Source organism: Rhodopseudomonas palustris (genome assembly GCF_003031265.1).
Classification (GTDB): domain Bacteria; phylum Pseudomonadota; class Alphaproteobacteria; order Rhizobiales; family Xanthobacteraceae; genus Rhodopseudomonas; species Rhodopseudomonas palustris_H.
On the sequence record NZ_CP019966.1, the window covers coordinates 3,293,989 to 3,315,628 of the forward strand.

Here is a 21,640-nt window from a genome sequence, read left to right on the forward strand (position 1 = left end):
CTTCCTCGGGTCGACAGCAAGCGTAGCCTGGGTGAGCGCAGCGATACCCGGGAGTCTTCGTGCGCCGAGATGCTGATCCCGGATATCGCTTTGCTCATCCGGGCCGCAGACGATGCGGCTCGTCACTCCGCCGCCGCTCGCTCCGCATGCGGGCGGACGAACGCCACCACGACATCAGCGGCGTCCGCGACGAACTCCGGGTCGTCGCGCAACTGCTCGATGCTTCGTGGCTGCGGGATCGGATCGCCGTCGGCACGCAGCAATGCGAGGTGACCGCCGAGCGCTTCGGCGGCGTTGTCGATCGCTTGCTCGAAGGTGTCGCCGGCCGAGATGCAGCCGGGCACGTCGGGAAAGGCGACGCCGTAGCAGGTGTCGCTGTCCTTGTAGACCAGCGCCAGATAGCCGGATGATGCACTCATCGGACCTCCTTGCTCGTCATTCCGGGGCGCGCGGAGCGCGAACCCGAAATTCCATACTCCCTGTGCTCGCGAGATGGCAATGCGGTGACCTTTGGCCCTCACCAAAGTGCCGTGAGTTTCCGGTTTCGCGCCGCAAGGCGGCGCGCCCCGGAATGACGGCGGTGAGGTCGGACGCGCAAACGATGCCCAGAGTCCATCGAGTGGATCAGCGTAGCCCGGGTGAGCGCAGCGACACCCGGGACTGTTCGCGCCGCCGAGATGCTGTTCCCGGATGTCGCTGCGCTCATCCGGGCTACGGGACTAGCTGCGCTGCGATTGGACGACCGTCTGCCAGTGACGGTGAAGGGCCGCAATGTCGCCGCTGGTCAGGATGGGCATAGCAACTCTCAGTTGATCGTCGCTCCAGTCCCACCAGCGAAGCTCGAGCAGCCGCGCGATGTCGGGATCGCCAAACCGCTTTCGGATCACCTTCGCGGGGTTGCCGCCGACGATGGCGTAAGGCTCGACGTCATTCGTCACCACAGCCCGCGCGCCGATCACCGCGCCATCGCCAATTCTGACGCCGGGCATGACGATGGCTTCGGTGCCGATCCAGACATCGTTGCCGATCACCGTGTCGCCCGCGGGTTGGAATCCGTTTGCCGCGCCGGCGAAGGCCGGCATTTCGGGCATCCAGAAGAACGGGAAGGTGCTGATCCAGTCGCTGCGATGCCCCTGGTTTCCGGCCATGATGAAAGCCGCGCCCGAGCCGATCGAGCAGAACGAACCGATCACGAGCTTGTCGACACCGTCGTCCGGCAGAAGGAAGCGGGCGCAGTCGTCGAAGCCATGACCGTGATAATAGCCCGAATAGTAGCTGTAGCGGCCGACCCGGATATTCGGATTGGCGACAAGGCGATCGAGCGTGATGCCCTTGAACGGGCTTTCGAAGACGTTATGCATCATGAGGACCAATGGTTCGCAAGCCGCGCATGCGGCGATGGCTCACCCGAGTTTCTCGGGTGACCGACAGCGAGCGATCCGGGCGATCGCCTGCTGCAGCTTCCAGCGTCAGATCCGCGGAAGCGCGATGCCGGTGGTACTGTGTGTGGCCTTCATTCTCGTAAGATGACGCATTCTGCAGCCCAATGCCAAGGTCGGCTCCACTTGGCCGTCGGCGTCCTGTGGATCGGAAAAGAAAGCGTAGCCCGGGTGAGCGCAGCGAGACCCGGGACTCTTCGCACCACTGACATGCCGCTCCCGGATATCGCTGCGCTCATCCGGGCTACGGGCTATGCCACTTGACAATATTCCTACAAGGATTATAGTCCGCATCGTCCTGTCCGTGAGGGGCGCTTCGCGAGGCGTCGTTGAGCGGGACAGATCGCCGGCTGGGAGACCAGCCGGTGAGGGTTTGGCGAAGCTGCATGGCGCAGCGGCGTCGAGCCTGACGCGGCGTCCTGCGCGAGGTGGTTCGCACCCACGTCGTCCGGGAGGCAGAAGGTCGCCGTCCGCCGCTACTATGAGCGGCTGCCCATCGCGAGGCTGGACGGGACGGAACGAGGCGGGAGAAATCCCCGTGCTCCCCGCGCCCGGAAGAACGGTCCCGATGCCAAAAGATCGCCGCTGGTGGGCGCGCCGTGACGGCGTCGCGCGATGGTTCGCAAGCCATCGCGATCAACCACCAACTTTGCGCCAAGCGGCGCGCCCCCGCCCCTCGTCGCGATGACGACGGGCGCAAAACTCGGGCTCGGCAGAGCCGCGAGATCGCGACGCCGTGGCTGTTTGACAGTGTGATCCCGTGACAGTGTGATCCAGACGGACGCGGCGAACTACGCCTGGTGCGTACAGCGCTGTTCCGAATGCGCAGCGCCGCCCGGCAGTGCCGCCGAGATGCCGCTCCCGGCTATCGCTTCGCTGATCCGGGCTACGCGACCGGTTCGCGCAGCGATCTATCGGCCGACATCCCGCGATCGACCGTGCGGTCCCGGCCCGATGCCTTCGCCACATAAAGCCGACTGTCCGCCAGCTTGTACAGCGCCGCCCAGTCGCCGGCTTCACGGATCGTCGCCACCCCGAAGCTCGCGGTCACTGATCTGTCGTCCAGACCGGGAATGCGGCTGTTCGCGATGGTCTGGCGGAGCCGCTCGGCGCATTCGGCGGCATCGGAGCGCGATGCGTCCGGCAGGAACACGGCGAACTCCTCGCCGCCCCAGCGGCCGACCAGATCGCCCTTGCGGGCGGTTCTGCGCAGGATCGTCCCAATCTCCTGCAGCACCACGTCGCCGACGTCATGACCGAACGTATCGTTGATCGATTTGAAATGGTCGACGTCGCACAGGATCAGCGCCCCGCCTGCGGGCGCGCGGCGCATCGGAGCCGCGATCTCCGTCTCGAAGCCGCGGCGGTTGAGCAGTCCGGTCAGATGGTCGAGATCGCGCTCGCGGCGCAGATCATCGATCAGGTCGGACACCGCCGCGGCCAAGGTGGCCATCGCCGACGCTGCGCCGAGGACGGCGAGCGACAATTGCAGCGTCTGCCAGAACACGGAGTCGGCGAAAGCGGGTTCACCGGCCGGCGGCGACACGCCGACCGTGAACACGGTGCGCGGAAAGAAGTGCAGCCCGAACAGAAACAGCGTCCAGAACAGGATGCGGTCGACCACGCGGCCGCGTCTGAGCTGCGAAAGCCGCAGCGCGGCGACGCAGAGCAGAAGTCCGTAGCCGAAATTCTGCACGTAGATCCGCGCCAGCAGACTGCGATCGACGTAGAAGAAGTACCAGAGCGCCAGGGAAAACGCGGCGAAGATCGCAATATCGATCCACAAGCCGAACGCCCTGCCCGACCGGCTCAGCACGCCTTCGACGGCCGCGATGACCGCGCAGGTGTAGAGTGCGCCCGACACCATCGCATTGAGGCCGGTGTCGCGCGGCCAATAGAGAATCTGGCTCGACGCACCGAGCGCGAACAGCGCACACGCGGCGGCCAGAAGGACGAGATACGGCCGCCGCCGGTCGTAGCTCCAGGCCGCAAGAAACGCGATGCCGAACACGCTGATGATGCCCGGCCCGATCAGGGATAACGTGACTCTGACAACCGAACCCTGCATCTCGAACGTCGCGACCTCGCACACTGAAGTCCGCGTGTTGTGCCTCTATCCGCTATCTAAATCCACCACGCACTCGATACAATTTTAGCCAAGTGACATCGCGTTCGGCCGATCGGCGCAGCGTGCTTCACCGCGCGTCCCGGATAGTGCTGGAAACTGTTTCTGAGGAACCTTCGCCTTGACCGTCGCCGCAGATGCTGTGCGGCTTGGCGTTGCGGTCCGCCACGCGCCTGTGCCATCCTGTCGCACATGGTCACATCCGGCGATAGCTCCGCTTCGAAAACCGCGCTGGTGTTCGGCGCGACAGGCTTGATCGGTTCGCAGCTCCTGCGCGGACTGCTGGACAGCGCCGACTATGCGCGGGTGATCGCGGTGGTGCGGCGGCCGCTGGCCTTCAGCGATCCGAAGCTGACGGTGCTGATCGGCGATCTCGACCGGCTGCCGGCGCTGGCCGCGCAGCTCAAAGCCGACGAGGTGTTCATCGCGCTCGGCACCACGCGCAAGCAGACGCCGGACGAAGCTGCATACTACAAGATCGACCATGACTATCCGGTTGAGGCCGCGCGGATCGCGCGCGAGGCCGGTGCGCAGGCGGTGTTTCTGGTCACCGCGGTCGGCGCCGACGCGGCCTCACGCTCGTTCTATCTCCGCACCAAGGGCAAGGCCGAGCGCGACATCATCGCGCTGGGCTTTCCCCGCACCGCGATCTTCCGCCCGTCGATGCTGATGGGCGAGCGCGCCGAGCACCGCCCGGTGGAGCGGCTGTTCATTGCGCTCGCACACATCATCAACCCGCTGCTGCGCGGCGCCGCCGATCGCTATCGCGGCATCGACGCCGGCGACGTCGCGCTGGCGATGATCGCGGCGGCACGGACCGCTGCGCCGAAGCTGCAGATCTATCATTGGCGCGAGATGATGGCGCTGCTTCGCCGCTAGAGGCCGCGACCCAACGCCCTACGCCTGCTTCAGCCGCTTCTTGTAGGCCTCCGGGTCCATGTCGCGGATGTCGACGCTGAGGCTGGTGATGTCCGGGCAATGCTCGACCAGGGTCTGGCGCAGCGCGACGCTGAGCGCGACCTTCTGCTCCGGCGTGCGGCCGGCCAGCATGAACACGGCAAGATGCACGAAGCTGTCGCGCTTGCCCGCCACCAGATAGTCGTCGAAGCCGCGCGCCCGCACCTTGATGTCGGCCGCTTGCATCACGCCGGTCGCCGCCGCGGCGACGGCAAGCTGCGCGCGCAGCGGCGCGATCCGGTCGCGGCCGAGATCGTCGCCGGAATAGTCCATCACCAGATGCGGCATCGCCCGTCCCTCGTTCGCCGTGACCACCGCGCCTTCATTGGCGCTGCCGCTGGCGCGGTCAAGCCCGCGGCGGATCAACGCAAGCGCCGCGCCGCCGATCGCTGTATGCGCAAATGCGATCGAGCCCGCGCCATCTCGACGCCACCATCGCGGACGAAGGCTGCGATTCAACGCAGCCAGCTCGGCCTCTCTGCCGACCGAGCCCAACAGGAGCTCTCGAGCTTGAACCGCCCCGACCAGCACGTCACGCTTCGCCCCGCGGCGAAACAGGATCTCCCCGTCTTCATGCGCGAGCTGCAGGACGCGTTCGCGGTCGCCGTGGTCGAAGAGTTCGGCTCGATTCCGGGCGAGCGCATTCCAGCCGACAGCGACATCCAGCGATCGTTCGATGCGCCGGGCGCCGAGGTGCTGCACATCATCGCGAACGGCGAACGCGTCGGCGGCGTGGTGGTGCGGATCGACGCTTCGACCCAGCACAATTCGCTCGACCTGTTCTTCATCGCCACGTCGGCGCACGGCCGCGGCCTCGGCACCGCCGCGTGGCGGGCGATCGAACAGCGCTATCCGCAGACCAAAGTGTGGCAGACCCACACGCCGTATTTCGAACGCCGCAATATCCACTTCTACGTCAACAAATGCGGCTTCAAGATCGTCGAATACTACAACGACCGTCACCCCGATCCGCACGAGCACGAGCTCGAACATCAAGCCGAGCCGGACGGCCTGCCGCCCGACGGCGGATTCTTCCGGTTCGAAAAGATCTGCTGAAAGCCCGCCTAATTTCCTCTCACGAAAAGGACCATCGCCCTTGCCAGCGCCCGAGCCCCTGATGAAAGCCGTCGTCGTCGAAGACTATGCCGCGATCGACCAGGTCGCGTTGAAACAGATCGCGCGGCCGGCGGTGACACCGGGATCGGTGCGGGTCCGGGTGCAGGCGGTCGGCATCGGCTTCGTCGACGGCCTCAAAGTACAGGGCCGCTATCAGACCAAGGATCCGCTGCCGTTCATTCCCGGCACGGAATTCGCCGGCGTGATCGACGCGGCCGGCGACGGCGTCGCCAACCTTGCGCCCGGCCAGATGGTGATGGGGATGGCGCGCTCCGGTGCGCTCGCCGAATACATCGTGGTGCCGGCCGACGCGGTCGCGCCGCTGCCGGACGGCGTCTCACCGGAAGAAGGCGCCTCGTTCCGGGCCAACTACCTCACCGCCTACTACGCGCTCGCCGAGCGCGCCAGGCTGCAGCGGGACGAGATCCTGCTTGTGCTCGGCGCCGCCGGCGGCGTCGGCACCGCGGCGATCCAGATCGGCAAACTGCTCGGCGCCCGTGTCATCGCCGGAGCATCCACCGAACAGAAGCGCGACTTCGCGCTGAAGCTCGGCGCCGACGCCGTGATCGACTACACCCAGCCGGATTGGCGCGACACCTTCAAGACGCTGACCGGCGGTCACGGCGCCGACCTGATCTTCGATCCGATCGGCGGGCCGGTCGCGGTCGAAGCGTTTCGCTCGATCGCCTGGAACGGCCGGCACATCGTCGTCGGATTCGCGGCCGGCAGCATCCCGGCGCTGCCGTTCAACCTGCCGCTGCTGAAAGGCGGCAGCCTGCTCGGCGTCGACCTCGCCCAACTGCCGCGGCGCGAGCCGGACGTGCTGGCGCGCTGCACCGCCGAGCTATCGCGGCTGCTCGCCAGCGGCGCGCTGAAGCCGGCGATCGTCTCGGCCTTCGCGCTGGAAGATTTCCGCGCCGCCTTCACCACCCTCGCCAGCCGCGACGCGCTCGGCAAAGTGGTCATCCGGATCGCGCCGTAACGCAGAGGAATTGCCGCACCGTCATTGCGAGCGAAGCGAAGCAATCCAGAGCTCCGTGCACTAAGCCTGGTTTGCTTCGTCGCTGCGCTCCTCGCAATGACGACGTTCTGCCGAGCGCGTTCACAAAGCCTGTCCCCATTTACCCGCGTCATGCGCGGGCATGACCCGCGCATCCATCCCGTGCGTCAGCACGCATCGAAGAAGAAGATGGATTGCCGGGTCGAGCCCGGCAATGACGTGATACCCACACTCATGATCGCCCGTCACAGCGCTTATTTCGCCGGCGAGGTGCCGACTGTCGCGGCGTTGCCGCTGCCGAGCTGCTGCGCCATTTGCAAATGATGCTCGAGCACCGGTAGCGTCTGCGCGGCCCATTGCTTCAGCTCGGAGAAGTCGCCATTGCCCGCATAGCCGCGGAACAGCGTCACCGCCTGCTGATGCGCCTGCACCTGCTGCTCGGCATAGGTCGCGGCGAAGGCGTCGCCCTCGGTGGCGTTAAGCTTGTCGAGCAGCGCCTGATGCGGCGGATCGAGCTGGCTCGGGACGTCGACCTTGAGCCCGCGCTGCGCGATCAGGCGGCGGACGTCGGCCGAGGTCTTGCCATGGTCCTGCAGCATCTGATTGGCGAACTGCTTTTGCGCGTCGGTGCCGCGGGCGAGCGCAAGCCGCGCCGAGGCGGTCTCGAACAGATCCGAGATCGCGACCTGCTGGATGAAGCCCGCCGTGGTCGAGCTGATCGCGACCGGCGGCGCGCCGGGTGCCTGCGCGGCCGATTGCGCGGCGGCGGGGGTGGCGAGCAGCATGCCGCTCAACAGAACGATGGCGCCCTTCATATCGGTGTCTCCTGATGTCCGCGTGTCGAGGATGCCGCGCGCGGAACTCACCGGCGCGGGTCTGTTGATCGATGCAACTCGACCGCGAACGCTCCGTTCCTGGCTGCGACACCGGCGCGGGGTCACCGCCCGCTAATTGCCCTGTCCCGGCTTGTCGCTCGGCGCCGGCTCCTCGATCTTCGCCACTGGCAACCGCCAGCCGCGGCGGATCGCGGCGACGCGCAGCGCAAAGCACGCCAGCAGCGCCGCGGTGGTGACCGGCCCGTCGGGCCAATGCAGCATCTGGCCGAGCACGATGATCGCCGCGGCGATCGCCGCCGCCACCGCATACAGCTCGGCGCGCAGCACGGTCGGAATCTCGGCCAGCAGCATGTCGCGCACCATGCCGCCGCCAATCCCGGTGACCACGCCGAGCGCGATCGCCGTCACCGGGCTGAGCCCGTGCGCCAGCGCTTTGGTGGCGCCGGTGACGGCGAACAGCGCCAGCCCCGCAGCGTCGAACAACAGGATCGCGCTGCTGATCCGCACGACCACCGGCACCAGATAGAAGGTGACGAGGCCGGCGAGCAGCGACACCCCGAGATAGCGCCAGTCCTGCACCGCGACCGGCGGCACCGCGGTGATCGGCACGTCGCGGGTGATGCCGCCGGCATTGCCGGCCGCGAACGCCAGCACCAGCACGCCGAACAGATCGAGCCGCCGCCGCGCTCCGGCCACCGCGCCGCTGAGCGCGAATACGAAGGTTCCAGCCAGATCGAGCAGAACCGGAAACTTGTCCATGATGTCGAGACCCGTCGCCTTCTTTAGACCGCGCACGCTACGCCGCGCCGACTTCGCCGAAGCTACACCGCTTCACGCGCGAAGTGCATTGGGTCCGCCCCGCTTCCACCGCTAGATCTTCTTCGCCCGCAGCAGCTTGGTCAGTACCGGATTGGGAAAGCGCCGCTCGATCGTCACCGCGTAGAAGGTCTCGACGATGCCGGACAGCTGCTCGGCTTCGATCAGCCGGCCGTCGTCGAGCTCATCCTTGACCACGATCGGCGGCAGCACCGCGAGACCGAGATCCTCCCGCGCCAGCAGCCGCATCATCGCCATGTCCTCGACCTCGGCGGCGATCTGCGGCCGGATGCCGAGCCGCGCCACCAGCGCGTCGAAGCCCATCCGGATGCTGCTGCCCGCGGTCGGCACGATCACCGGATGGCTGCGCAGCCGGTCTTCGAGACTGCCCTTCCGCCGCAGCCGGGCGCGGGTGCCGATCAGGCTGACCGAGCGCTCGGCGAGCCGGTGCACCACCAGCCGGTTGACGCTGTCGCGCGCCGGGGCGTGGTTGATCAACACCACATCGAGGCTCAGCGCCCCGAGCAGCTGCAACAGCTCCGCCGCACTTCCCGAGCGCAAAATCAGTTCGACGTCGGGCCGGCCGAGCACCGGGCGCAGAAACGCCATCTGGAAGTTGCGCGACAGCGTCGCCAGCGCCCCCACCCGCAGCGCCTGCCGCGCCACCCCGGTGTTGCGCAGCGTATCGATCAGCTCCTCACCCGTGGCGAAGATCGCGTCGGCATGATCGAGGGTGATGCGACCGGCTTCGGTGAGATGCAATTGCCGACCGCGGCGCTCGAACAGCGCGTGGCCGATCCGCTCCTCGAGCTTGCGGATCTGCACCGACAGCGCCGACTGCGTCAGGTTCAGCCGCTGCGCCGTGCGGGTCAGATTGCCGTCATGCGCGACCGCCCAGAAATAGCGCAGATGGTTGTAGTTGAGCGCGTTCATCGTTCGATTTTAGCGAACGTCATTCCGAAAACAATGCATTTTCTTTGATCCGGCCACCGGTCTATCCCGGCGACGAACCTTCATCGCCCGCATCGGAGAACAGCCTCGTGCCCCTCGATCTGCTGCCGCTCGCCGCACCGCTGCCCCTGCTGATCGCCGCAGCGTTCGCCTTCGCGCGACCCGGCCGGCGCCCGCCGCTGGTGCCGGCGATAGCCGAGGCCGCGGCACTGCTGGCTTTCGTCATCACCGCCGGTGCGCTCGCGGTGCTGATCATGGTCGGCCCCGCGACGAGCCCTCTGATAGGCTTCGCCGGCGTCGGCCTGTCGGCGCGGCTCGATGCCGTCAGCGCCACCATGCTGCTCCTGGTCGGCTTCGTCGGCTGGATCGTGGTGCGCTACGCGCGGACGTATCTCGACGGCGAGGCGCGTCAGGGCGCGTTTCTTGGCTGGCTGTGCACGGCGGTCGCCGCGGTGCTGCTGCTGGTGCAGTCGGGCAATCTGGTGCAGCTCGCTGCATGCTGGATCGCCACCAGCGAGTGTCTGCACCGACTGCTGCTGTTCTATCCGAACCGCGCCACGGCGCAGCGCGCCGCCCGCAAGAAGCGGCTGTTTGCCAGCGTCGGTGCCGCCGCGATGCTCGGTGGCGTGGCGCTGCTCGCGACCGCATATCACACCACGGACATCGCCACCATCAACGCCGTCGCACGTGCCGGTGATGCGCCGGCCGCTGCGATGATTGCGGCCGGCTTACTGGCTGTTGCAGCGCTACTGAAGTCGGCGCAATTCCCTACCCATGGCTGGCTCACCGAAGTGATGGAAGCGCCGACGCCGGTGTCGGCACTGCTGCATGCCGGCGTGATCAATGCCGGCGGATTCCTGCTGATCCGCTTCGCCGATCTGATGATAACGGTGCCCGGCGTGCTTGCGGTGTTGGCTATGGTCGGCGGCTTCACCGCACTGTTCGGCGCACTGGTGATGCTGACCCAGCCGGCGGTGAAAACCTCGCTGGCGTGGTCCACCGTGGCGCAGATGGGCTTCATGATGCTGGAATGCGGGCTGGCGCTGTTTCCGCTGGCGCTGCTGCACATCGTCGCCCACTCGCTTTACAAGGCGCACGCCTTCCTCGCCTCAGGCGGCGCGGTCGAACAGATCGTCGCGATCCGCCGCCCCGGTCCGATCGCGGTGCCGAGCGGCCAGGCCGTGGCGCGGGCCTTCCTGGCAGCACTGGCGATCTACGTGGCGATCGGCGCCGGCTTCGGCTTGATGTTCGGGTTCGATCACAAACCGCCGCAGTCGCTCGCGCTCGGCGCCATCCTGGTGTTCGGCGTCGCCTATCTGCTGGCCCAAGGCTTGGCCGACGCCGCGCCGCGGCTGCTGACCCGCCGCACCGCGATCTACTCCGCCGCAACCGCCGCCGGTTACTTCGCGCTCCAGACGGCCGCCGAATGGCTGACCGCCGGCACACTGCCGCCGCCGCTCGCGCCCGGCCGGCTGGAATGGACGCTGATATCGCTGGCGGTGCTGAGCTTCGGCGGCATCGCCATCGCCCAGGCGCTGTTCCCGCTGTGGACCTCGCACCCTGCGACCGCAGGTCTGCGCGTCCATCTGTCGAACGGCCTCTACATCAACGCCGCCCTCGATCGCCTGCTGAGCGGCTGGTCCGCCGCACCACCTCGTGATCCGGCCGAAGGAGCCCACCCATGCTGATGACCAAGCCCCCCGTCCCTCAGCTCAACCTCACCGCCGTGCATGAGGCAGCCGGGCGCGCCGCCCGCGCCATCCCGCCGCTGTGGCCGCTGGAGTCGAGCGTCGCGGTCAACCCGTTCCTCGGCCAGAGCGGAGAACCGCTGGCTACGGCGGCCGCCCGGCTTCGCCGCGTCGCAGGTGCGGCCTTGACGATGCCAAGAGCTTGGTACGCCGAGCGGATCGCTTCCGGCGAGATCAGCGACGTCGACCTTGCCGCTGCGCTCGACGCCGCACCGCCAACCTCACGTCCGCCAACGATCGCCGACCTAAAGCGGGCTGCGCAGATCGACATCGCGCCGCCGCAGGCGCTGCCGACTGTCGCCGAGCTTGCGAGCGCTGTCTCGGGCTTCGACTGGACCAGCTTCGTCGCCGAGCGCATCAGCGCCTGGGCGAGCGGTTTTTTCGATCGCGGCCAGGCGCTGTGGGCCGCACCGAAGGGACCGAACGCATATGCGGCCTGGCGGCTGACCGCGACCCACGACCTGACGCCAGAGATCTTCGGCCTCACCGGCTTTGCGGCGGACGTCGCCGCTGCTCCGGAGACTGCCGAAGCGGCGTTGATCCGCGCCGTGGAGCAGCTTGGCCTGAGCGAAGCTGCATCGGAGAGCTACTTCCATCGCCTGCTGATCAGTCTCGGCGGGTGGGCTCAGCTCGCGCGCTACCGGTTCTGGCAGGCAGAGCTTGCCGGCCGCACCGACACAACGGTGACCGATCTCATCGCCATCTGCGCAGTGTGGGAGTCGGCCCTGCTGCGCAAGTACCAGGCCCGGATCGCGGCAGATTGGGCCGACGCGATCGATGCCTACGCGCAGCCGCTGCAGCCGGCGGAAGACGATCAGATCAACGCCACCCTGCAGGACGCGGTTGACCGCGCCGCGCAGCGGAAGCTTCAGACCGTGTTGTCGACCTCAATGCAGCCGAGGCCGGATAATCGCCCAACGCTGCAAATGGCGTTTTGCATCGACGTTCGCTCCGAGCCGTTCCGGCGCGCACTGGAAAGCCTCGATCCGCGGATCCGCACGCTCGGCTTCGGCGGCTTCTTCGGCCTTCCGATTGCGCATCGGCGGTTCGCCTCCGACGTCGTCGAAGCCCGCCTGCCGGTGCTGTTGCCCCCGCGCGTCACCACCAGCTGCGGCGGACACTCGCACGCACACGAGGCGAACGACCGGGCAAAACGTGTTGCTGCGCGCGCCAAGCGCGCCTGGGGCCGCTTCAAGCTGGCCGCGATCTCGTCCTTCGCTTTCGTCGAGTCGATGGGGCCGGTCTATGTCGCCAAGTTGCTCAGCGATGGCCTGAGGGCCGGTCAGCATAAGACAAGCGCTGATCCGGCACCGCAGTTTGATCCGCCGCTCGCTCTCGGTGCTCGGATTGACACGGCCGAAGCGGTGCTAAAGGCGATGTCGCTTACGGGGCCATTCGCGCCGCTGGTCCTGATCGCCGGGCATGGTGCCAGCGTCGTCAACAATCCCCACGCCAGCGCGCTGCATTGTGGCGCTTGCGGTGGCTTCCCTGGCGACGTCAATGCGCGGCTACTCGCCGGCCTGCTCAACGATCCGGAGGTCCGCGCTGCGCTCGCCGGTCGCGGCATCGCGATCCCGGCCGATACGCTGTTCGTCGGCGCGCTGCATGACACCACCACGGACGCAGTGACGCTGTACGATGCAGATCATCCCTCGCCGGTCCACGCTGCAGACCTCGCGCAAACGCGGGCCTGGCTCGCCACCGCCGGCGCGTTGACGCGGAGTGAGCGGGCGTTGCGGTTGCCACGGGCGGTGACGGGCGGCGCGATTGCACGGCGGGCACGCGATTGGGCCGAGGTCCGCCCTGAATGGGCGCTCGCCGGCTGCCGGGCCTTCATCGCCGCGCCGCGGTCCCACACCAGCGGTCGTGACCTTCAGGGCCAAGCCTTCCTGCACGACTATGACTGGCGCAAGGACACAGATTTCTCGGTGCTCGAGCTGATCCTCACCGCGCCAGTGGTGGTCGCGAGCTGGATCAGCCTGCAGTACTACGGCTCCACCGTCGCGCCGGAAACATTCGGCGCCGGCAACAAGCTGCTGCACAACGTCACCGGCGGGATCGGCGTCGTCGAAGGCAATGGCGGCCTGCTGCGCGGCGGCTTGCCGTGGCAATCGGTGCATGATGGCGAACGCCTCGTCCACCAGCCGCTCCGGCTGTCGGTTCTGATCGAAGCTCCACACGAGGCGATTACCACCATCCTCGATCGCCACCCGGACGTGCGCACACTGTTCGACAATGGCTGGATGCATCTGTTCACGCTCGACGATGACGGCACGATGGACCGGCGCTACGTCGGCAACGGCCGCTGGGACGTCGTCGTGACGCCTGCGGCACAGGAACAGTCGGTCGCAGAGCTCGCGTGAACCGGCGAGCTTAGTTCGGCGCCTTCAATCGATATCCGATCCCGGTTTCCGTCAGCAGATACTGCGGACGCTCGGGATCGGGTTCGATCTTCTGCCGGAGCTGGCGGACATAGACCCGCAGATATTGCGCGTCCGTGAGTTCGTCCCACAATTCGTGCAGCAGGAACTTGTGCGTCAGCACCTTGCCGGCGTGCTGCACCAGCACGCGCAGCAGATCGTATTCCTTCGGCGACAGCTTGACCTCCTTGTCGCCGAGCTTGACGATCCGCCGCACCAGATCGACCGACAGATCGCCGACGCGGAACAGCGGACGCTCGCCCTGCACCTGAAGCTGATGCCGCAGCGCGGCACGTAGGCGCGCCAGCAGTTCATCCATGCCGAACGGCTTGGTGACGTAGTCGTCAGCGCCGAGGTCCAGCGCTTCGACCTTTCCGGCTTCATCGCCACGGCTCGACAGCACGACAATCGGCACCGCCTCGCTCTGCGAACGGATCTGCCGAAGCAGCTCATGGCCCGGCAGATCCGGCAACCCGAGATCGAGCACGACGAGATCGGGCGGCGTGTTCGCCATCGCCTGCAGCGCAAGCTTGCCGTTGCTGGCTTCGATCACTTCGTAGCCTTGGCTTCCAAGGCCCATCCGCAGAAGCTTCCGAATTGGCGGTTCGTCGTCGATGACCAGAACTTTAATCGCCATGGCACTCACGCTGCACTGATCAAAGCATCGCGGCGCGATGCGACGGGAAGACGGATGGTCATCGCGGCACCGCTGCGATCGGAGCGATTGCCGGCCGACAGTCGCCCGCCCATCGCTTCGATAAAACCTCGTGCGATCGCCAGGCCGAGGCCGGTGCCGGGCCTTATATGATCGCCCTTTCGCACACGATAAAACTTGTCGAACACGGTTTCCAACTCGGCAGGCGGAATCCCCTCACCTTCATCGCGCACCTGGAGCTCGACCTGACCGCCGCTCTGCACAGCCCGAAGCTGGATCGCGCTGCCAGCCGGCGCGTATTTCGCTGCGTTGTCGAGCAGATTGAACAGCGCCTGTTCGAACAGCACCGGATCGACCTCGATCATCGGCAGATCCTGGCCGAGATCCAGTTTCACCGTATGCTGAGCCAGGATCGACGTCGCGCGGCGCAGCGTGGCGCCGACCAGTTCGCCGAGATCGTGGGCCGCGCTGTTCGGCACCACGGCACCGGATTCGAGCTTGGTCATGTCCAGCAGATTGGCGATGAAGCGGTTGAGACGTTCGGATTCCTCGACGATGGTGCCGATCAGTTCGGTCCGCTGCGCATCGCTCAGATGCGGCGCCAGATCCCGCATCGTGGTTGCCGCGCCTAGCACCGCGGCGAGCGGCGTCTTCAGATCGTGCGAGATCGAGGTGAGCAGCGCCTGCCGCAATCGGTCGGATTCGGCATCGCGCTTGACCCGGTCCATATCCTCGACCAGATGCACACGCTCGATTGCGAGCGCTCCCTGGTCGGTGAGCGCGTCGAGCAGCCGCCGCTGGTCCGGCGTCAGCAACGGCCCGGCGCGGTCGTCATCGATCCCGATCACGCCGATCGGCCCCCGCCCGGTCCGCATCGGCAGAAACAGCCGCTTCGCGCCGGGCAAAGTGTCGGAGCCGCGGCCCGCGACGCGGTCGTTCTCCCACGTCCAATTCGCTGCGGCCAGATCTGCCGGATCGAGCTGATCCTCCGGCGGATAGCCGGCCTTGACGGCGATGCGGCCCTGCTCGGGGAGCAGCAGCACCACCCGCACCTTCAGCATCAGCGCGATCTGATAGGCGGTCGCCCACAGCACGTCGTCGAGCGCAGCAGTGCCGGCGAGCTTCCGGCTGAAAGCGTACAGCGACTCCGTTGTTCGCACGCGTTGCGAGGCTGCGGTAGCCTGGGCGCGGACACGGCCGGCGAGATTCGACACCAGGATCGCAATCAGCATGAAGAAGAAGAACGCGACGATATTGGTCGGGTCTGTGATGGTGAAGGTGTAGACCGGCGGCAGGAAGAAGAAGTTGTAGCAGAGCGATGCCGCGAGGCTCGCCAGCAGTGACGGCCCGAGTCCATAGCGGACCGAAACGCCGACAACCGCGGTGAGAAACACCAAGTCGACGTTCTCGATGCTGAAGAACGGTTCGATCAGCTTGGCGACGCCGAGGCCGATACCGACCATCCCGAGCGCCATCGGATACGGCCACGGGTTGAACGGCTCGCTGCCCTCCGCCGGCCGCAGCGAACGGCTCCGGTTTTCCTCGGCCGAAACCGCCGTCCCGGTCATGACGTGGATCGAGATGTTGCCGGAGCCACGCACCAGCTCGTGCACGGTGGAGCCGCGCAGCGCTTCGGACCAGAACGAGCGCGGTGCCTTGCCGACGACGATCTGGGTGATGTTGTTGGCGCGCGCGAATGCCAGGATGTCGTGCGCCAGGCTGCGATCGCCGCCGGGGATCGCCAGCGCCTCACCGCCGAGCGCCTCGGCCAGACGCAACGTATCGGCGAGCCGATCCCGCTGCTGCTCGGTCAGCGACAGACTGCGCCGCGTCTCGATGTTGATCGCCGTCCACGGCGCGCGCAGCCGGTCGGCCAGCCGCTTGGTATAGCGGACCAGCCCTTGCGAGCGCTGATCGTCGCTGACGCACACCAGCACGCGCTCGCCCGCTGCCCACGGCCCGGCGATCGCATTGGCCTGCATGTGCGACAACAGCTGCTCGTCGACCCGCTCGGCGGTACGCCGCAGCGCCAGTTCGCGCAGCGCGGTCAGGTTGCCCGGCGAGAAATAATGCTCCAGCGCGCGCTCGGCCTGCTTGGGCACATAGACCTTGCCCTCTTTGAGGCGCTGGATCAGGTCGTCCGGCGTCAGGTCGACCAGTTCGATCGCATCGGCGCGCTCGAACGCCGAGTCCGGCACGGTCTCACGCACCCGGACCGTGGTGATCTGCGCCACCACATCGTTCAGGCTCTCGATGTGCTGAATATTGACCGCGGTGTAGACGTCGATGCCGTTCGCCAGCAGCTCCAGCACGTCCAGATAGCGCTTGGGATGGCGGCTGCCCGGAGCATTGCTGTGCGCCAGCTCATCGACGATGGCGAGCTGCGGGCGGCGCGCCAGCACCGCATCGAGGTCCATCTCTTCGAGGGTCTGGCCCTTATAGGCGATGCGCCGGCGCGGGACAGTCTCCAGGCCGGCGAGCAAGGCCTCTGTCTCGGCGCGGCCGTGGGTCTCCGCGTAGCCGATCACCACATCGACCCCGGCCTTGGCGCGGGCGTGCGCGCTCTGCAGCATCGCGAAGGTCTTGCCGACGCCCGGAGCCGCGCCGAGGAAGACCTTCAGCCGGCCCGTGCCCGGCTCCTGCCGCCTTGCCTGTTCAAGCAAGGCGTCCGGAGATGGTCGCGAAGGCGGCTCAGCGCACGGATCAGGCATCGGCAAAATATATCCGACCGCAGCGGACTCGCCTAGCAGCGCGCGTCAGCGCGGCACCGCCGCGTCGAGCGCCAGATTGAGCTTCAATACCTTGACGCGCGGCTCGCCGAGCACGCCGCCGAGCGGCGGCTGCACAGAGGCTGTGACCAGTTTGCGGATTTGCTCCTCAGGGACGCCACGCGCCTTGGCGACACGCGGCACTTGAAATAACGCGCCTTCCGGCGAGACATCCGGATCGAGCCCGCTGCCGCTGGTGGTGACGAGATCGACCGGGATCGCGGCGGCTGGGTTCTCAGCCTTCAGCTTGGCCACGTCTTCGCTCATACGATCCGCCAGAGCCTTGCTGGTCGGACCGAGATTGGAGCCGCCGGAGTTCGCTGCATTGTACGGTGCCGGGATCGTCTTGCTGGCATCGGCCGGGTCGGGTGCCGTGGTGGCCGAAGGACGGCCATGGAAATAACGGTCCTCTTTGAACTCCTGCCCGATCAACGCCGAGCCGACGATCTGGCCGCCGCGTTCCACCAGACTACCCTGGGCCTGATACGGAAACAGCACGGCGGCAATGCCGGTGACAGCGAGCGGATAGGCCAGACCGGTGATCATGGTGAGCGCCAACAGCGACACGACAGCGGGGCGAACTTGCTTCAACATGACGACTTCTCCTCACACCAGATGCAGGACCGAGACGGCCAGATCGATCGCCTTGATGCCGACGAAGGGCACCAGGATTCCGCCGAGGCCATAGATCAGAAGATTGCGCCGCAGCAGCGCCGCTGCGCCAACTGGGCGATACGAGACGCCCTTTAGCGCCAGCGGGATCAGCGCGATGATGATCAGCGCGTTGAAGATGATCGCCGACAGGATCGCGCTCTGCGGGCTGGCGAGATGCATGACGTTCAGCACGCCGAGCTGCGGGTAGAACGCCAGGAACATCGCCGGGATGATGGCAAAGTACTTGGCGACGTCGTTGGCGATCGAGAACGTGGTCAGCGCCCCGCGCGTCATCAGCAGCTGCTTGCCGATCTCGACCACTTCGATCAGCTTGGTCGGGTTGGAGTCGAGGTCGACCATGTTGCCGGCTTCGCGCGCCGCCTGTGTGCCGGAATTCATCGCCACGCCGACATCGGCCTGCGCCAGCGCCGGCGCATCATTGGTGCCGTCGCCGCACATCGCCACCAGCTTGCCCTTGGCTTGCTCGTCGCGGATCAGCCTGAGCTTGTCCTCCGGAGTCGCCTGAGCGAGGAAATCGTCGACACCGGCTTCGGCGGCGATCGCCGCGGCGGTCATCGGATTGTCGCCGGTGATCATCACCGTGCGGATGCCCATCCGCCGCAGTTCGGCGAAGCGTTCGCGGATGCCGCCCTTGACGATGTCCTTGAGCTGAATGACGCCGAGCAGCTTGCCGTCACGCGCGACAGCAAGCGGTGTGCCGCCGGCCTTGGCGATCTCGTCCGCGATCGCGACAAGCTCTTGGGCGCCCTCGACGTTGGATACCGTCTCGATCGCGCGCGCGGCATTTCCTTGGGTGACTGCAACGCCGGGGACAGCCGCGACGGAGACGAGGATCGAGTCGACGGCCCCCTTACGGATCGACGATCCACCGATGTCGACGCCGCTCATGCGGGTCTGTGCGGTGAACGGAATGAAGTGGGCCCCCAGCTCCGCCAGATCACGTCCGCGAATGCCGTGCTTCTCCTTGGCCAGCACCACGATCGAGCGGCCTTCCGGCGTTTCGTCGGCAAGCGATGCCATCTGAGCAGCGTCGGCCAGATCGCGTTCGCTAACGCCCCGCACCGGACGGAACGCGGTCGCCTGGCGATTGCCCAGCGTGATGGTGCCGGTCTTGTCGAGCAGCAGCGTGTCGACGTCACCCGCGGCCTCGACGGCACGGCCCGACATCGCCAGCACGTTGAAGCGCACCAGCCGGTCCATGCCGGCAATGCCGATCGCCGACAGCAGCGCGCCGATGGTAGTCGGGATGAGCGTGACGAACAGCGCCACCAGGATCACCACGGAGATCTGGCCGCCCGCATAGGCCGCAAAGCTCGGGATCGTCACGGTTGCGAACACGAAGATGATGGTGAGCCCGGCAAGCAGAATGTTCAGCGCGATCTCGTTCGGGGTCTTCTGCCGCTCCGCGCCTTCGACCAGCTTGATCATCCGGTCGAGGAACGAATGGCCGACTTCCGCGGTGATCCGCACCACGATCCGATCGGAGATCACCGTGGTGCCGCCGGTCACCGCCGAACGGTCACCGCCGGATTCCCGGATCACCGGCGCGGACTCGCCGGTGATCGCCGCCTCATTGACCGAGGCCACACCTTCCACCACCTCGCCGTCGCCGGGGATCACGTCTCCGGCTTCGACCAGCACCAGATCGGCGACCGCGAGATGCTCGGCCGCGACACCTTCATACAGCTCGGTGTTGCCAGACATCAGCAGCCGCTTCGCGACAGTCCCGACGCGAGTTTCGCGCAGCGTATTGGCCTGCGCCTTGCCGCGTCCTTCGGCGACCGCTTCGGCAAAGTTGGCGAACAGCACTGTGAACCACAGCCACAGGATGATCTGCCCGGTGAACCACAGATCCGCGCTGCCAGTGACAAGATCCCGTACGAACAGCACCGTGGTCAGCGCCGCGACCACTTCCACCACGAACATCACGGGATTCTTGATCATCACCCGAGGATCGAGCTTGGCGAGCGATGTGCCGATCGCCGGCAACACGATCTTCGGATCCAGCAAGGTCGACGACTTGCCGCGCGTCTTGATTTGAACCGCATCCATTGCAGTCACTCCGAATGTCTCAGAACAGGGTCTTGGCGGTCATCGAGAGCTGCTCGACGACTGGGCCGAGCGCGAGCGCCGGGAAGAAGGTCAGGCCGCCAACGATCAGGATCACGCCGACGACCAGGCCGACGAACAGCCCGCCGGTCGTCGGCAGCGTGCCGGCCGACGGCGGCACCAGCTTCTTGCCCGCAAGCGATCCTGCGATCGCCATCGTCGGCACGATCATCATGAAGCGGCCGACGAACATCGCGGTTGCCAAGGTGAGGTTGTAGAAGAACGTGTTGCCGGTGAGCCCGCCGAAGGCCGAACCGTTGTTCGCGGTCGCCGAGGTGAAGGCGTACAGCACCTCGCTGAAGCCGTGAGGCCCGGCATTGCCCATCGAGGCAACCGCCGACGGCAGCACGACGGCGACCGCGGTCCAGCCGAGATACATCAGCGGCAGCACCAGGATCGCCAGCATCGCCATCTTCACTTCGCGGGCCTCGATCTTCTTGCCGACGTATTCCGGGGTGCGGCCGACCATCAAGCCGGCGACGAAGATCGCCAGCACCACGAACAGCAGCATGCCGTAGAGGCCGGCGCCGACACCGCCGACGATGATCTCGCCGAGCTGCATGTTGATCAGTGGGATCATGCCGCCGAGCGCGGTGAAGGAGTCATGCATCGCGTTCACCGCGCCGCAGGAGGCGGCGGTGGTCACCACGGCGAACAGCGCCGACGCCACGATGCCGAACCGGACTTCCTTGCCTTCCATATTGCCGCCGGTGATCCCGAGCGCATCAAGCGTCGCCGTTCCGGAAGCCTCGGCCCAGTAGGCGATCCCGACGCCCACAACGAACAGCACGCCCATCACGCCGAGAATGGCCCAGCCCTGCCGCTGATTGCCGACCATCCGACCGAACACGTTGGTCAGCGCGGCACCGAGCACGAAGATCGACAACATCTGCACGAAATTCGACAATGCGGTCGGGTTCTCGAACGGATGCGCGGCATTGGCATTGAAGAAGCCGCCGCCATTGGTGCCGAGCATCTTAATCGCGACCTGCGAAGCTACCGGGCCAACCGCGATCGTCTGCTTGGCACCTTCGAGCGTGGTCGCGTCGACGTAGCTGCCCAAGGTCTGTGGCATACCCTGCCAGACCAAAAACAGCGCATAGGGAATGCAGATCGGCAGCAGCACGTACAGCGTGCAGCGGGTGATATCGACCCAGAAATTGCCGACGGTTCGCACCGATGCACGCGAAAATCCGCGGATCAACGCCATCGCCAAAACGATGCCAGTCGCGGCCGACAAGAAGTTCTGGTGGGTCAGCGCCAGCATCTGCGACAGATAGGACAGCGTGCTCTCGCCGCCGTAGTTCTGCCAGTTGGTGTTGGTCAGGAAGCTGATCGCGGTGTTGAACGCCAGGTCCGGCGCCACCGCGCCCTGCTCCGCCGGATTGAACGGCAGCAGCGCCTGCAGGCGCAGCACCGCGTAGATGATGACGAAGCCGCCGATGTGAAACAGCAGCATGGCGAGCGTAAACGTCAGCCAATGCTGTTCCTGCTTCGGATCGACACCAGCCGCGCGATACAGCACGGTCTCGACCGGGCGCAGTACGGGCGTCAGCGGCGTCCACTCGCCAGCAAAGACACGCGTCATGTACCAGCCGAGCGGCTTGACCAGCGCGACGACGATGGCCGCGAACAGCGCGATTTGACACCATCCGATGAGGGTCATGAAAGTCGTCCTTGTTGTGCGTCCGAGCCGAACTCAGAACCGTTCGGGACGCAGCAGCGCGTAGGTGAGATAGGCGAGCAGTGCCGCGGTCACGGCGCCCGCCAGGGCGTAATCGATCGTCATCGCGGCTCTCCTAAAGACGCTCGCACGCATAGGCGTAACCGATCGCCAGCGTGAACAGTCCGGCGCATAACGCCAGCATCAGAATGTCGGACATTGAAGGCCTCTTCTGCGACGGGCCACGTCGTTGACGCGCCCAACTCGTACCCAGCCGAGGTGCCACTTGCGGCGTAGGTTTTCGAGATCGCTTCAGCGGCGAAGATATAGGAAAGCCATATAGGCGGACGTCGCGGCGGCGG

At 66.5% G+C, this 21,640-nt stretch carries 18 protein-coding genes; 5 read left to right on the plus strand and 13 right to left on the minus strand.

Annotated elements, in window-relative coordinates:
* Window positions 1-122 precede the first annotated feature (122 nt).
* The 3 genes from RPPS3_RS15360 to RPPS3_RS15370 form a co-directional block, all read right to left on the minus strand.
* A complete protein-coding gene (locus tag RPPS3_RS15360) occupies window positions 123-419 on the minus strand; it encodes a type II toxin-antitoxin system HicB family antitoxin (protein WP_107344874.1) in 297 nt (98 codons plus the stop codon).
* 300 nt (window positions 420-719) lie between these two features.
* Window positions 720-1,361, minus strand: coding sequence for a type B chloramphenicol O-acetyltransferase (catB, locus tag RPPS3_RS15365; RefSeq protein ID WP_107346620.1), 642 nt, complete (start codon window positions 1,359-1,361; stop codon window positions 720-722).
* 964 nt (window positions 1,362-2,325) lie between these two features.
* Window positions 2,326-3,507, minus strand: coding sequence for a GGDEF domain-containing protein (locus RPPS3_RS15370; protein ID WP_107346621.1), 1,182 nt, complete (start codon window positions 3,505-3,507; stop codon window positions 2,326-2,328).
* Between the two features lie 249 nt (window positions 3,508-3,756).
* Between RPPS3_RS15370 and RPPS3_RS15375 the strand changes: the two genes are divergently transcribed.
* Entirely contained in the window at window positions 3,757-4,443 is a 687-nt protein-coding gene (locus tag RPPS3_RS15375; RefSeq protein WP_107344875.1) for an oxidoreductase, read from the plus strand.
* 18 nt (window positions 4,444-4,461) lie between these two features.
* Here RPPS3_RS15375 and RPPS3_RS15380 read toward each other — a convergent pair whose 3' ends face one another.
* Entirely contained in the window at window positions 4,462-4,809 is a 348-nt protein-coding gene (locus tag RPPS3_RS15380) for a 5-carboxymethyl-2-hydroxymuconate Delta-isomerase (protein WP_107346622.1), read from the minus strand.
* A gap of 222 nt (window positions 4,810-5,031) precedes the next feature.
* Here RPPS3_RS15380 and RPPS3_RS15385 point away from each other — a divergent pair, with 222 nt between their 5' ends.
* Together RPPS3_RS15385 and RPPS3_RS15390 are read left to right on the plus strand one after the other, a co-directional pair.
* A complete protein-coding gene (locus tag RPPS3_RS15385; protein ID WP_107344876.1) occupies window positions 5,032-5,577 on the plus strand; it encodes a GNAT family N-acetyltransferase in 546 nt (181 codons plus the stop codon).
* Between the two features lie 61 nt (window positions 5,578-5,638).
* A complete protein-coding gene (locus tag RPPS3_RS15390) occupies window positions 5,639-6,619 on the plus strand; it encodes an NADPH:quinone oxidoreductase family protein (protein WP_107344877.1) in 981 nt (326 codons plus the stop codon).
* Window positions 6,620-6,891: 272 nt separating this feature from the next.
* On the opposite strand, the gene RPPS3_RS15400 is transcribed toward RPPS3_RS15390, so the two are convergent.
* From RPPS3_RS15400 to RPPS3_RS15410, 3 genes are all read right to left on the minus strand, one after another.
* Window positions 6,892-7,452 carry a DUF4142 domain-containing protein gene (locus RPPS3_RS15400; RefSeq protein ID WP_107344878.1) on the minus strand — a complete coding sequence of 187 codons (561 nt, stop codon included), beginning with the start codon at window positions 7,450-7,452 and terminating at the stop codon, window positions 6,892-6,894.
* 132 nt (window positions 7,453-7,584) lie between these two features.
* The gene (locus RPPS3_RS15405) at window positions 7,585-8,232 is read right to left on the minus strand and encodes a trimeric intracellular cation channel family protein (RefSeq protein ID WP_107346624.1); all 648 of its coding nucleotides are present in this window, start codon (window positions 8,230-8,232) and stop codon (window positions 7,585-7,587) included.
* Between the two features lie 111 nt (window positions 8,233-8,343).
* A complete protein-coding gene (locus RPPS3_RS15410; protein ID WP_107344879.1) occupies window positions 8,344-9,222 on the minus strand; it encodes a LysR family transcriptional regulator in 879 nt (292 codons plus the stop codon).
* A 107-nt stretch (window positions 9,223-9,329) separates the two neighbouring features.
* Between RPPS3_RS15410 and RPPS3_RS15415 the strand changes: the two genes are divergently transcribed.
* Window positions 9,330-10,928, plus strand: a complete 1,599-nt coding sequence (locus tag RPPS3_RS15415) for a proton-conducting transporter transmembrane domain-containing protein (RefSeq protein ID WP_107346625.1) — start codon at window positions 9,330-9,332, stop codon at window positions 10,926-10,928.
* Window positions 10,922-13,351 carry a YbcC family protein gene (locus RPPS3_RS15420; RefSeq protein ID WP_107344880.1) on the plus strand — a complete coding sequence of 810 codons (2,430 nt, stop codon included), beginning with the start codon at window positions 10,922-10,924 and terminating at the stop codon, window positions 13,349-13,351. The genes RPPS3_RS15415 and RPPS3_RS15420 overlap by 7 nt, the downstream gene beginning before the upstream one ends.
* Before the next feature lie 10 nt (window positions 13,352-13,361).
* Here RPPS3_RS15420 and RPPS3_RS15425 read toward each other — a convergent pair whose 3' ends face one another.
* From RPPS3_RS15425 to RPPS3_RS15450, 6 genes are read right to left on the minus strand one after another with little or no spacing between them, the layout of a single operon-like run.
* On the minus strand, window positions 13,362-14,054 hold the full coding sequence (locus RPPS3_RS15425) for a response regulator (protein ID WP_107344881.1): 693 nt from the start codon (window positions 14,052-14,054) through the stop codon (window positions 13,362-13,364).
* The gene (locus tag RPPS3_RS15430) at window positions 14,051-16,774 is read right to left on the minus strand and encodes a sensor histidine kinase (RefSeq protein WP_107344882.1); all 2,724 of its coding nucleotides are present in this window, start codon (window positions 16,772-16,774) and stop codon (window positions 14,051-14,053) included. Before RPPS3_RS15430 ends, RPPS3_RS15425 begins: the two co-directional genes overlap by 4 nt.
* 45 nt (window positions 16,775-16,819) lie before the next feature.
* Window positions 16,820-17,425 carry a K(+)-transporting ATPase subunit C gene (locus RPPS3_RS15435; protein WP_107344883.1) on the minus strand — a complete coding sequence of 202 codons (606 nt, stop codon included), beginning with the start codon at window positions 17,423-17,425 and terminating at the stop codon, window positions 16,820-16,822.
* Between the two features lie 12 nt (window positions 17,426-17,437).
* Complete coding sequence (kdpB, locus tag RPPS3_RS15440; protein ID WP_107344884.1) at window positions 17,438-19,558, minus strand: potassium-transporting ATPase subunit KdpB; 2,121 nt, start codon at window positions 19,556-19,558, stop codon at window positions 17,438-17,440.
* A 19-nt stretch (window positions 19,559-19,577) separates the two neighbouring features.
* A complete protein-coding gene (gene kdpA, locus RPPS3_RS15445; protein ID WP_107344885.1) occupies window positions 19,578-21,281 on the minus strand; it encodes a potassium-transporting ATPase subunit KdpA in 1,704 nt (567 codons plus the stop codon).
* A gap of 33 nt (window positions 21,282-21,314) precedes the next feature.
* Window positions 21,315-21,404 carry a K(+)-transporting ATPase subunit F gene (locus tag RPPS3_RS15450; RefSeq protein ID WP_107344886.1) on the minus strand — a complete coding sequence of 30 codons (90 nt, stop codon included), beginning with the start codon at window positions 21,402-21,404 and terminating at the stop codon, window positions 21,315-21,317.
* Window positions 21,405-21,640: the final 236 nt, after the last annotated feature.